We start from the raw sequence: 12,352 nt of genomic DNA, 5'->3' as shown, positions 1-12,352 counted from the left end.
CGCTCGATACGAGGACGAGACCGATGGTTGCCACTTTCGAAAGCGTTCAGCAGCTGGGCAAGGAGCAATTCGAAGCCGTGTCCGCGGCGACGGCGGCCCTCACCAAGGGCTGGCAGACCATTGCGGCGGAGACGACCGACTATTCGAAGAAGTCCTTCGAAAAGAGCCGCCTCCTCGCTGAAAAGCTGATTGGCGTCAAGAAGATCGACGAAGCCCTCCAGTTGCAGTCGGATTACGCCAAGGGCGCGTACGAGGATTTCGTGGCCGAGGCGACCAAGCTCGGCGAGCTCTATTCCAGCCTCGCGAAGGAAGCGTTCAAGCCGGTCGAAGCGGCGGCGACGAAAGTCTATTCCGCGGGCGAGTGATCGCCGGCCAGACGCGTCCTCGACAAGAGTCTCGGAAAAGCCGGGTGGACCTCTTCCGCCCGGCTTTTCATTTATCGGCTCTGCGGCGCCGCAGTAGAATCACCAAGCCTGTGCGTAAAATCCAGGGGGCGCGACGCGCGAGTTGCGAATCCCGGCGCTGCGGCGCGATATGATCGCCGGGGACGCGAGAGGCGTCGCAGGAGGCGGTCGAAATGAGCGCGATCGACGCAGTCGGCTTCGTTCATCTACATCTTCACACCGCTTTCTCGCTGCGCGAGGGCGCGCTGACCCTCTCGCGCGTCATCGATCTGGCCCAGAAGGACCAGATGCCGGCGCTGGCCGTCACCGACACCGATAATCTCTTCGGCGCGCTGGAGTTTTCGGAAAAGGCCGCCAAAGCCGGCGTGCAGCCGATCCCCGGCGTGCAGCTCAATGTCGATTTCGGCGACGGAACTCAGAACGTGGCGGGCGGCTCCGACGGGCGCGGCCATATCGTGCTGATCGCGCAGTCGGAGCTGGGCTATTCCAATCTGATGCGGCTCGCCTCGCGCGCCTATCTCGAGCCGGAGCAGGGCGAGGCCTCCCATGTCTCGCTGGCGAGCCTCGCTGCGAGCAGCGAGGGACTGATCGCCCTCACCGGCGGCTCGGAGGGCGGGATCGACACGCTCTTCGCCAAGGGCCGGGCGGAGCAGGCGCTGGCCCGTCTCGAGGCGCTGCTGCCGCTCTTCGACGGCCGGCTCTATGTCGAGATTCAGCGCCACGGCCTCGATCAGCAGCGGCGCGTCGAGCCGCAATTGCTCGATCTCGCCTATCGGCGCGGCCTGCCTCTGGTCGCCACCAACGAGCCCTTTTTCGCCACGGCGGCGGATTTCGAGGCGCATGACGCGCTGCTCTGCATCGCCGAGGGCACAGTGACCAGCGTCGCCGAGCGCCGGCGGCTCTCGCCGCAGCATTATTTCAAGACGCGCAAGGAGATGCGCGAGCTCTTCGCCGATCTCCGCGAGGCGACGGATTCGACGGTCGAGATCGCGCGCCGTGCGGCCTTCCGCCCGCTGACGCGTAAGCCCATCATGCCGCGCTTCATGCTGGACGGGGAAGGGGGCGGGGAATCCCTCGAGGATATTGAGGCGCGCGAATTGCGCCGGCAGGCGAAGGAAGGCCTCGAGGCGCGCCTCCTCGTGCAGCCGCCCGCGCCGGGGCAAACGCGCGAAACCTATGACGCGCGCCTCGAATTCGAGCTCGACACGATCGAGAAGATGCGCTTTCCCGGCTACTTCCTGATCGTCTCGGACTTCATCAAATATGCGAAATCGCAAGGGATTCCGGTCGGGCCGGGGCGCGGCTCGGGCGCCGGCTCGCTGGTTGCCTATGCGCTGACCATCACCGATCTCGATCCTCTGCGCTTCGGCCTCTTCTTCGAGCGCTTCCTCAATCCCGAACGCATGTCGATGCCGGATTTCGACATCGACTTCTGCCAAACGCGACGCGGCGAGGTCATCGATTATGTCCGCGAGCGCTATGGCGCCGAGAAGGTGGCGCAGATCATCACCTTCGGCTCGTTTTTGGCCCGCGGCGTGCTGCGCAGCGTCGGCCGCGTGCTGGAAATGCCGCTGGGGCAGGTCGATAAGCTCGCCAAGCTGGTGCCGCAGAACCCCGCCAAGCCGGTGACTTTGGCCGAGGCCGTCGCCGGCGAGCAGAAATTGCGCGAGGCGATCGACGAGGACGGAAAGGTCGCCCGCCTGTTCAAAATCGCGGCGGCGCTCGAAGGGCTCTATTCCAACGCCTCGACCCATGCCGCGGGCGTCGTCATCGGCGACCGGCCGCTCGACGCGCTGGTTCCGCTCTATCGTGATCCGAAATCCGATATGCCGGCCACCCAGTTCAATATGAAATGGGTGGAGCCGGCAGGCCTCATCAAATTCGACTTCCTCGGCCTCAAGACGTTGACCGTGCTAGCCACCGCCGTCGATCTGGTGCGCCGGCGCGCGCCGGATTTCGATCTCGCCGGCATCCCGCTCGACGACAAAGAGACCTACGAAATGCTCGGGCGCGGCGAAACGGTGGGCGTGTTCCAGCTGGAAAGCGCGGGCATGCGCAAGGCGCTGGTCGAGATGCACGCCGATCATTTCGAGGACATCATCGCTCTCGTCGCCCTCTACCGGCCGGGTCCTATGGCCAATATCCCGACCTATTGCGCGGTGAAGCTCGGCGATGAGGAGCCGGATTACATCCACCCCAAGATCGAGCACATCTTAAAGGAGACGTTCGGCGTCATCATCTACCAGGAGCAGGTGATGCAGATCGCTCAGGTGCTCTCCGGCTATTCGCTGGGCGAGGCCGATCTGCTCCGCCGCGCCATGGGCAAGAAGATCAAGGCCGAGATGGACGCCCAGCGCGAGCGCTTCGTCACCGGCGCGGTGGAGCGCGGGCTCACGGCGCAAAAGGCCAGCGATATCTTCGACCTGCTGGCGAAATTCGCCGATTACGGCTTCAACAAGAGCCATGCGGCGGCCTATGCGCTGATCGCCTATCAGACGGCCTGGTTCAAGGCGCATTATCCGGTGGAGTTTTTGGCCGCCTCCATGACGCTGGACAAGGGCAACACCGACAAGCTGGCCGAATTCCGCAATGAGGCGCGGCGGCTCGGCATTGCGGTGGAGCCGCCTTCCATCCGCCGTTCGGGCGTCGATTTCGACGTCGCGCCCGGCGCCGACGGCAAGCTCGCCATTCGCTATGCGCTCTCCGCCGTGAAGGGCGTCGGCGAGGGGCAGGCCGAGTCGATCGTGCGCACGCGCGGCGCCGCGCCTTTCCGCAATCTCTCGGAGTTCGCGCGACGGATCAATCCGCGCGAGGTCAATAAGAAGGTGCTGGAGAATCTCGCCTGCTGCGGCGCCTTCGACGAGCTGGACGCCGACCGCGCCCGCGTCGTCGGCGCGATCGAGACTGTGCTCGCCTGCGCCAATCGCTGCGCCGAGGATCGGCAGGCCGGACAGAATGCGCTGTTCGGCGGCGCGGAGGCGGAGGAGGATCTGGTCCTGCCCAAGAGCCAGCCCTGGACGGCCTCGGAAAAGCTGAAGCGCGAATTCGACGCCGCCGGCTTCTTCCTCTCCGGCCATCCGCTCGACGCCTATGCGAGCGTGCTCGGCCGGCTGCGGCTGACGCGCTGGGCGGAGTTCATCATCGCGGTGAAGCGCGGCGCGAGCGCCGGGCGGCTCGCGGCGGTGGTGCTCGACCGCGCCGAGCGGCGCACCAAATCGGGCTCGAAAATGGGCGTGGTCCAGCTCTCGGACGACAGCGGGCAATATGAGGCGATCCTGTTTCAGGAAGGGCTCAACCAGTATCGTGACCTTTTGGAGAAGGGCGCGACCGTGCTGGTGACGCTCTCCGCCGCGCTCGAGGGCGAGGATGTGCGGGCGCGCATCACCGAGGTGCAGCCGCTCGCGGCGGCAGCCGCCAAGGCGCAAAAAGGGCTGCGCATCTTCCTTCAGGACGCCGCGCCGCTCGATGCGCTGAAGTCGCGGCTGACGACGCGCGGCGAGGGCGAGGTGTCGATCGTCGTGGCGCTGGAGCGCATGGCGAGCGAGGTGGAGATCAAGCTGCCGGGCGGATATTCGGTCTCGGCCGATGTCGCCGGGGCGCTGAAGACAATCCCCGGCGTGCTCGCCGTGGAGCATGTGTGAGGCGTGGGATATAGCTCATCTAAGGCATTAGGTATTAGTGCTTATTTATTGAGATAACTAAGTAATATATCTGATATGAAGCTTCGCCTGGGCGATCTGGCCGCAGCCTGCGACGCCGCGCCTCTTCTTGTCGGGGCGCGAGGCTCCTATCTTGGAACAGGGACCGCGTGATGCGGCGCCCGGTCGATCGGGATGGCGGAAATGGACGCTGCGATCGCTTTTCTCGGAAGGCTCGACGCGGGCTTTCTGCCCCTCGTCGTCATCGGCGCGCTCGGCGGCTGGCTCATTGGCGCCCTGCTGCGCAGCTCCGATCAGCTCTTCGCCGATATGGCGATCGGCGTCGCTGGCGCGTGGCTCGGAGCGCAATTCGCCGAGTTCTGCGGGCTTGCTCTCGACGCCTCGCTCGGCCATTTTCTCGCCGGCCTGCTCGGGTCCATAATCAGCGTCTCGCTCTGGGCGCGAGTCGACGGCGGAGCTCCCCTCCGGCCGGACCAAAGGCCGAGACATTAGGCAAGCCATGACCGTCCTTCTCGATCTTCTCAACGACGACCCGCGCAAGCGTGAAGCGGCCGCCGTCCGCCATCCGGAAAAAGCGCATCGGCCGGATACGCCGCTCGCGCGCAAGCCGGAGTGGATCAGGGTCAAGGCGCCGGGCTCGGCGGCCTGGCGCGAGACCGGGGCGATCCTGCGCGGCGGCGGACTCTCCACCGTCTGCCAGGAGGCCTCCTGCCCGAATATCGGCGAGTGCTGGGAGAAAAAGCACGCGACCTTCCTCGTCATGGGGTCGGTCTGCACGCGCGCCTGCGCCTTCTGCAATGTCGCGACCGGCCTGCCGTCCGCGCTCGATCCCACCGAGCCGGAGCGGGTGGCGGAGGCGACCGCCAAGCTCGGCCTCTCCCATGTGGTGGTCACGTCGGTCGACCGCGACGATCTCGAGGACGGCGGGGCGGGGCATATCGCGCAGACGATCCTCGCGATACGCGCCGCCTGTCCGACAACGACGATCGAGGTGCTGACGCCGGACTTTCTCCGCAAGGAGGGCGCGCTGGAAAAAGTCGTCGCCGCGCGGCCGGATGTGTTCAACCACAATCTCGAGACCGTGCCGTCGCTCTATGTGACGGTGCGGCCGGGCGCTCGTTATTTCCATTCGCTTCGGCTGCTGCAGCGGGTCAAGGAGCTCGATCCCACGATCTTCACCAAATCCGGACTGATGGTCGGGCTCGGCGAGGGACGCAACGAGATCCTCCAGGTGATGGACGATCTGCGCGTGGCCGATGTGGACTTCCTCACCATTGGTCAATATCTGCAGCCGACCCGCAAGCATCACGAGGTCGTCCGCTTCGTGACGCCGCAGGAATTCGAGGCTTTCACGACGATCGCCTACGCCAAAGGCTTCTCGATGGTTTCGGCTTCGCCGCTCACCCGCTCCTCGCACCATGCGGGCGCGGATTTCGAGCGGCTGCGAGAGAAGAGGCTCGCCGCGTCTCGATGATCTCCTTCAGCGCGGCGGCGTTGTTCATCTCCGGCGCGCGGGAGGCGAAGAGAAGCGTCACGACGTGGCCCCGTCCGAGCGCACGCAGACGTTTCAGCTCCTGCGGGCAGGTCTCGCGCAGCTCGCTGGCGTAGCGGGTCTTGAACTCCCGCCAGCGCTGCGGCGCATGGGCGTACCAGCGGCGCAGAGCGTCGCTCGGCGCGACGAGTCGATCCCATTCGTCGAGCGCGGCCTTCGCTTTCGAGAGTCCGCGCGGCCACAGGCGGTCGACGAGGATGCGCTTGCCGTCCGCAGCGCTCGCCGGCTCATAGGCGCGCTTGATCTTGAACATGCTTTTCCTCAGGGTCGAAGCCCCCTGGGGAGCGACATAGGGCGCGAGGCGCTCGCGTCGCGCGGACGAAAAGGCCGTTTTCGCGCCTTCTGCAATAGTGGTAATAGCTTCGCCCATGAAGAGCTTCCGCAACCGCCGCCGCGTGAATTTCCGCGCCGACGACATGTTCGCCCTGGTCAGGGATGTCGAATCCTATCCGAAATTCGTGCCGCTCTGCGAGGCGCTGCGCGTGCGCCGCCGCAGCACGACGGAGGAGGGGGTGGAGGTCATCCTCGCGGAGATGCAGGTGGGCTTCAAGGCGGTGTGCGAGCGCTTCACCAGTCGCGTGACCTGTGACCCGAACAAGCGCGAGATCCTCGTCGAATATGTCGACGGCCCGTTCAAGAAGCTCGAGAACCGCTGGACCTTCACCGACGAGCCGGGCGGGCCGGAGGGCGGCGCGCGCTCGGTCGTCGATTTCTACATTAATTACGAGTTCCGCAGCCGCACGCTGGGGCTGGTGATGGGGGCGATGTTCGACTCCGCCTTCCACAAATATTCGGACGCTTTCGTCAAGCGCGCCGGCGAGGTCTACGGCCGCCGCTGAGCGGCAGCGATCATCAGCTCCAGCGCTTGGGCGACCGAGGCTTCCCTTATCGCCTCGCGCGTCTCGGGGCCGAAGCGGCGCTCGATATGCTCCACCCCAAAGCCCTTGCGCAGGCAGGCGAAATGGACGAGGCCCACGGGCTTCTCCGCGCTGCCGCCGCCCGGGCCGGCTATGCCGGTGATCGAGACGGCGATATCGGCGAAGGAGCGCTCCACCGCGCCGCTCGCCATGGCCCGCGCCGTCTCGGCGCTGACGGCGCCATAGCGCTCGAGAATCTCGTGCGGGACGCCGAGCATCTCCTCCTTGGCCGCGTTGGAATAGGTGACGAAGCCGCGATCGAAGGCGTCCGAGGAGCCGGCGATATCGGTGATCGCCCCGGCGACGAGCCCGCCGGTGCAGGATTCGGCGGTCGCGAGGCGCAGAGACTGCGCGCGGCAGAGATCGAGGAGGCGCTCGGCGAGGCGAGAGAGATCGGGGGCGGTCATGAGCAGGCTCGCTCGGTGTGATGAGGCGTCCAGCCCATAGATAGGCCGGATCGGACTCCGCCGTCGAGCCGACAGGCTAGGTCTCCGACAGAGCCGCTGCGCCCTCGAGCGCCGCGTTTCGCGAGGCCACGATCATGCGGCCGAGGGCGCGAAACTCGTCGCCGCGGCGCGAGGATCTGCGCCAGACGAGCCCGATGATCCGGCGCGGCTCCGGCTGCTCGATCCGCAGCACGCGGACGCTTCCTCTCGCCGTTTCGATCGGCAGGCTCATCTCCGGGAGCAGCGTGCAGCCCATGCCCGCCGAGACCATCTGAACCAGCGTCGTCAGATTGGTCATGCCGAAAGTGTCGATGTTCAGCACATTGCGGCTCTCGCAATAGCTGAGCGCCTGATCGCGCAGGCAATGGCCGTCCTCGAGCAGCAAAAGCCTTTGCGCTTTCAGCGTTTCCGCGCTGACGGAGCCGGCTTCCTCCGGCAATCCGTTCAAAGGAGCGACGAGAAAGAAACGATCCTCGAAGAGCGGCATGGAGTCGAGTTCTGGATCGACGGGCGTCGCCAGCATGACGAGGTCCAGAAGGCCGTCGTCCAACTCGGCCAGCAATGTGGCGGTCTGCGCCTCGCGAATATGCAGAGGTCGCAGATCCGCCGCGCCGCCGCCGAGCGCGTCGAACAAGGTCGGCAGAATATAGGGCGCGACGGTCGGGATGACGCCGAGGCGAAGCGGACAGAAATTCTGATCCGCCATCGTCTCCAGCTCCGAAATATCGGCGAGGATTCGGCGGGCGACCTTGGCGATCTCCCCGCCCGCAGCGGTCAATATGACCAGCTTGCCGCGCCGCTCGACCAATTGCGTGCCGAGCTCGACCTCCAGCTCCTTGATCTGCATGGAGAGCGCCGGCTGCGTCACGGCGCAGAGATCGGCCGCTTTGCCGAAATGCTCGGTGCGGGCGAGGGCCTCGAAATAGCGGAGCTGCTTGGTCGTGATCATCAGTTTTCCTGATCGATGACGAAGAATTTCGAATTTTACCTAATCGATTTCGCGTCTTATAGCAAGCTCAGCGGGGGCGTCGACGAGGAGGAAAGCAATGCCGAATGCAACGGAAAAGATGGTGACGAGCGCTGGAAAGTCACGTTCTCACGCTGACTTACGGCGATTTCTGCGGACGACCGCCGCGGCGATGGCGATCGTCGTCGGCGCGACGCTGGCCGCCTCGGCCGAGGGCGCGCCACATTCCAATCAATTCTGGTGGCCGGACCAGCTCGATCTCTCGCCCTTGCGCCGCAACGCCGCGGAATCGAACCCGCTGGGCAAGGATTTCGACTATGCGAAGTCGTTTCAGACGCTCGATCTCGCCGCGGTGAAGAAGGACATTGAGGCGGTCTTGACGACGTCGCAGGACTGGTGGCCGGCCGACTATGGCAATTACGGCCCATTCTTCATCCGCATGGCCTGGCACGGCGCGGGAACCTATCGCATCCACGACGGCCGCGGCGGCGCGAGCGGGGCGCAGCAGCGCTTCGAGCCGCTCAACAGCTGGCCGGACAACGCCAATCTCGACAAGGCGCGTCGGCTGCTGTGGCCGGTGAAGAAGAAATACGGCCAGAAGCTCTCCTGGGGCGATCTCATGGTGCTGACCGGCAATGTCGCCATGGAGAAGATGGGCTTTGCGACCTTCGGCTTCGGCGGCGGCCGCAGCGATGATTGGGAGCCCGATCTCGTCTATTGGGGGGCGCCCAAATTCATGGGCAATAATCGCGACAAGAGCGGCGCGCTCGCAAAGCCCTTGGGCGCCGTCCAAATGGGCCTGATCTATGTCAATCCCGAGGGGCCGAATGGCGTGCCGGACCCGCTCGCCGCGGCCAAGGACATAAGAGAAGCCTTCGGCCGCATGGCGATGAACGACGAGGAGACTGTCGCGCTGATCGCCGGCGGCCACACTTTCGGCAAGGCGCATGGCGCCAAATCGCCGGCCAAATGCGTCGGCCCGGCGCCGGCGGGAGAGAAGATCGAGGCGCAAGGCCTCGGCTGGGCCAATCGTTGCGGCTCCGGCAAGGGCGCGGATACGATCACCAGCGGGCTGGAAGGCGCCTGGTCGGTCGATCCGGTCTCCTTCACCACGCAATATTTGGACAACCTCTTCGGCCATGAGTGGGTCAAGACCAAGAGCCCGGCCGGCGCGACGCAGTGGAAGCCCAAGGATGCCGACGACATCGTCCCCGATGCGCACGAGCCCGGCAAGGCGCATCCTCTGATGATGTTCACAACCGATCTGGCGCTGAAATTCGACCCCGAATACGCCAAGATCGCCAAGCGCTTCCATGACGATCCGAATGCGTTCAAGCTGGCTTTCGCCAAGGCTTGGTTCAAGCTGACGCACAGGGATATGGGGCCGCGCGCGCGCTATCTCGGCGCGTTGGTTCCGAAGGACGAGCTGATCTGGCAGGATCCCGTTCCCGCGATCGACTACAAGCCGATCGAGGCCGCGGATATCGCCGGATTGAAGTCGAAAATCCTCGCTTCGGGCCTCACCGACGCCGAGCTGATCCGCACGGCTTGGGCCTCGGCGGCTTCGTTCCGCGGCACGGATAAGCGCGGCGGCGCCAATGGCGCGCGCATTCGCCTCGCGCCGGAAAAGGATTGGGCCGTCAACGACCCCGCCGAGCTGGCGAAGGTCGTGAAGACGCTGGAGGAGGTGAAGGCCGGCTTCGACAAGGGCCGCGCCGACGGCAAGCGCGTGTCGATCGCCGATCTCATCGTGCTCGGCGGCGGCGCCGCGATCGAGGACGCCGCCAAAAAGGCCGGCGTCACGATCGAGGTTCCGGTCTCGACAGGGCGCGCGGACGCGACGCAGGCGCAGACGGATGTCGAATCCTTCTCGGTTCTCGAGCCGAAGGCCGACGGCTTCCGCAACTACTTCGCCAAAGGCGGCGAGAAATCGCCGGCCGAGGCCTTGGTCGATCGCGCGAGCCTGCTGGAGCTCACCGTCCCCGAGACCGCCGTTCTCGTCGGCGGAATGCGGGTCCTCGGCGCAAATGAGGGGAATTCGCGGGTCGGCGCCTTCACCTCGCGGCCGGGCGTGCTGAGCAACGAGTTTTTCGTCAATCTGCTCGACATGTCCACGCAATGGAAAAAGTCGGCCGAGACGGAAGGCGTCTACGAAGGCCGCGACCGCAAGAGCGGCGAGCTCAAATGGACGGCGAGCGCCGTCGATCTGATCTTCGGCTCCAATTCAGAGCTGCGCGCCGTCGCGGAAGTCTACGCCTCTGACGATGCGAAGGAGAAGTTCTTGCGCGACTTCGTCGCCGCATGGGTCAAGGTGATGAATCTGGACCGCTTCGACTTGCGCAAGTCTTGACGTACCGCATCTCTCCCCGCGCATGGCGCGGGGAGAGAGCCCCGTGCGACGCTCGGCTATTGACATAATTCCCTGTTTTCCATTCGAAACAGCGGCGCGCCTCAGGCCGCACGCGCCTCGGCGTGCGCGACGACGCGCAGCCGCGCGACCTGATCGATCAATTCGCGCGTCCGCTCGGCGAGATTGGCGCTCGCGCCGGAAGAGCGGGCTGCGATCGCCGCGTTTTCCCGCGTCGCTTTGTCGATTTTGCCGACGGTGATGCATATTTCGCCGAGGCTGGCGGATTGTTCTTTCGCCGCGGCCGCGACATTGGCGACGAGCGCATCGGTCGAGGATGTGAGCTGGACGACCTCGCTCAATGTGCGGCTCGTCTCGCTCACGAGACCGACGCCGATCCCGACCTGCCGTTGCGCGGTTTCGACGAGCGCCCCGATTTCCTTGGCCGCTTCGAGCGCGCGTTGCGCCAGCGCGCGCACTTCGGAGGCGACCACCGCGAAGCCACGACCAGCCTCGCCGCTACGCGCCGCCTCGATGCCGGCGTTGAGAGCGAGAAGATTGGTCTGAAAGGCGATTTCGTCGATGAGATCGACGATCCGTCCGATCTGGCCGGATGAATCCTCGATCGCGCTCATCGCCGCGATCGTGTCGCGAAGGACCTCGCCGCCGCGCCGCGCGGCGCTGCTGGCGCGATTGACGAATTCGCGCACCTCGGCTGTCGTGTCCGCGGTGCGCTCGATCGCGGAGGTCGAGGCGCCGAGGTCGACGGCCGCCTTGGCGAGCTCGAGCGCCTGCTGCTCGCTGCGCTCGGCGAGGCTGTCGGCGACGCGCGCCCCTTCCGTCGTCCGCTCGAGAACAGCCTGGGAATTCTTCGCCACGGCGATCATGGCGTGCCTCAGCTTCTCGACGGCCTGGTTGAAATCGGCGCGAAGCGGCTCGTATTGCGGCGCGAAGGGCGTCTCCAGCCTCGAGGTGAAGTCGCCGCCGGAGAGCCGCTCGAGCCCATGGGCGAGAGCGGCGACCACAGCCGCCTGCTCGTCGGCCGCTCGACGGCGTTCGCCGTCGCCGGTCTCGCGCAGCTCGGCCGTCAAGCGGCGTTGGGACTCGGCCTCGTGCTCGAGACGCCGCTTCTCTTGCGCGGCCGCCTCGAAAGCGCGGAGCGCCCGCGCCATGTCGCCGATCTCGTCGTGCTGATCGACGAAAGGGATGTTCTCGTCGAAATCGTCTTCCGCGGCACGCTTCAGAGCCAGAGCGATCGTTTCCAGCGGCGCGCGAATCTGTGTTGCGACGATCCAGAATGCGACGATTATGGCGAGCGCGGTGGCGGTGGCCGGGACCGCCAGCGTCAACGCCTCGTCCCGGGGCCGGCGCTCTTCTTCCGCTCGGCGATTGGCCGAGAGGCGCCCGAGCGTCTCGCGGACGAAGGCGTCCATTTCGGCGATCATCTGGCCGCGATTGGCGATCGTCGCCTCGTCATTCGCCTGGACCAGCGCGGCCTTTGGCGAGATCGTCAGGCCGAGCTCGATCGTATCATTCTGATAGGCGATGAATTCTCGTATGGCGAGGGAGAGCTTCGTCTTCTGCTGCTCCGACATCCTGCCTCCGGCGCGGGAGACGAGCGCGTCGGCCGATCGACCGAGATCGTCGAGCGCACGACGCAGACCCGTCAGCTTTTTCTGCACTTCGTTCTTGTCGTCGGAGGAGAAGACCGCGTTGGCGAGAATCGCCACATGCTGCACGGATTGCGCGAGCCCACGCACCTCGAGGACATAGTCATAATCCGCCTCGATCTCATTCGTCTGTCGCGCGTGGAGACGCGATTGCCAGAATGCGAAGAGGGAGAGGCATAATGCGAGAGCGCCGAGCAGCGTGATGACGCCGCCGAGCTTGCGTGCGATGCTCGATTTCATCGGTTCGACAGCCGCATGGAGGAAAGACGCGGCACAATGCCCGAGCTCGCGTTGCGAAACAGCTAACGCCGATACCGCTAAGTCATTATTTTTTATGACAGGTGCGTGACAGCTCGGCGACTGCAGGGGGCAAACCGCAGCCGATTCCCA

Annotated in this window: 10 protein-coding genes; 6 read left to right on the top strand and 4 right to left on the bottom strand. The window is 65.4% G+C overall.

Translation table 11 applies throughout. The features are described 5' to 3' along the window. Window positions 1-23: 23 nt before the first annotated feature. From EDE12_RS09680 to lipA, 4 genes are all read left to right on the top strand, one after another. Window positions 24-365 carry a phasin family protein gene (locus EDE12_RS09680; protein ID WP_024879981.1) on the top strand — a complete coding sequence of 114 codons (342 nt, stop codon included), beginning with the start codon at window positions 24-26 and terminating at the stop codon, window positions 363-365. A 212-nt stretch (window positions 366-577) separates the two neighbouring features. Then, the gene (gene dnaE, locus EDE12_RS09675; protein ID WP_026598670.1) at window positions 578-4,045 is read left to right on the top strand and encodes a DNA polymerase III subunit alpha; all 3,468 of its coding nucleotides are present in this window, start codon (window positions 578-580) and stop codon (window positions 4,043-4,045) included. 201 nt (window positions 4,046-4,246) lie between these two features. Further along, window positions 4,247-4,555: a hypothetical protein gene (locus tag EDE12_RS09670; protein WP_134188066.1), complete on the top strand. Its 309-nt coding sequence runs from the start codon at window positions 4,247-4,249 to the stop codon at window positions 4,553-4,555. 7 nt (window positions 4,556-4,562) lie between these two features. Continuing rightward, entirely contained in the window at window positions 4,563-5,537 is a 975-nt protein-coding gene (lipA, locus tag EDE12_RS09665) for a lipoyl synthase (protein ID WP_026598668.1), read from the top strand. Here the strand turns inward: lipA and EDE12_RS09660 are convergent. Next, on the bottom strand, window positions 5,464-5,868 hold the full coding sequence (locus EDE12_RS09660) for a DUF488 family protein (RefSeq protein ID WP_024879977.1): 405 nt from the start codon (window positions 5,866-5,868) through the stop codon (window positions 5,464-5,466). The genes lipA and EDE12_RS09660 overlap by 74 nt on opposite strands. A 115-nt stretch (window positions 5,869-5,983) precedes the next feature. Here EDE12_RS09660 and EDE12_RS09655 point away from each other — a divergent pair, with 115 nt between their 5' ends. Beyond that, window positions 5,984-6,454 carry an SRPBCC family protein gene (locus EDE12_RS09655; protein WP_024879976.1) on the top strand — a complete coding sequence of 157 codons (471 nt, stop codon included), beginning with the start codon at window positions 5,984-5,986 and terminating at the stop codon, window positions 6,452-6,454. Here the strand turns inward: EDE12_RS09655 and EDE12_RS09650 are convergent. Together EDE12_RS09650 and EDE12_RS09645 are read right to left on the bottom strand one after the other, a co-directional pair. Further along, the gene (locus tag EDE12_RS09650) at window positions 6,439-6,939 is read right to left on the bottom strand and encodes a CinA family protein (protein ID WP_036290872.1); all 501 of its coding nucleotides are present in this window, start codon (window positions 6,937-6,939) and stop codon (window positions 6,439-6,441) included. The two genes, EDE12_RS09655 and EDE12_RS09650, sit on opposite strands and share 16 nt — an antisense overlap. 76 nt (window positions 6,940-7,015) lie before the next feature. Beyond that, window positions 7,016-7,927, bottom strand: a complete 912-nt coding sequence (locus tag EDE12_RS09645) for a hydrogen peroxide-inducible genes activator (protein WP_024879974.1) — start codon at window positions 7,925-7,927, stop codon at window positions 7,016-7,018. A 190-nt stretch (window positions 7,928-8,117) separates the two neighbouring features. Here EDE12_RS09645 and katG point away from each other — a divergent pair, with 190 nt between their 5' ends. Then, window positions 8,118-10,295: a catalase/peroxidase HPI gene (gene katG / locus EDE12_RS09640; protein WP_036290869.1), complete on the top strand. Its 2,178-nt coding sequence runs from the start codon at window positions 8,118-8,120 to the stop codon at window positions 10,293-10,295. 101 nt (window positions 10,296-10,396) lie between these two features. Here katG and EDE12_RS09635 read toward each other — a convergent pair whose 3' ends face one another. Next, window positions 10,397-12,202 (bottom strand): methyl-accepting chemotaxis protein, encoded by a 1,806-nt coding sequence (locus EDE12_RS09635; protein WP_036290866.1) that lies wholly within the window; start codon window positions 12,200-12,202, stop codon window positions 10,397-10,399. Window positions 12,203-12,352: the final 150 nt, after the last annotated feature.

Source organism: Methylosinus sp. sav-2 (assembly GCF_004366495.1).
Lineage (GTDB): Bacteria > Pseudomonadota > Alphaproteobacteria > Rhizobiales > Beijerinckiaceae > Methylosinus.
This window is presented reverse-complemented; position numbering and strand designations above follow the sequence as displayed.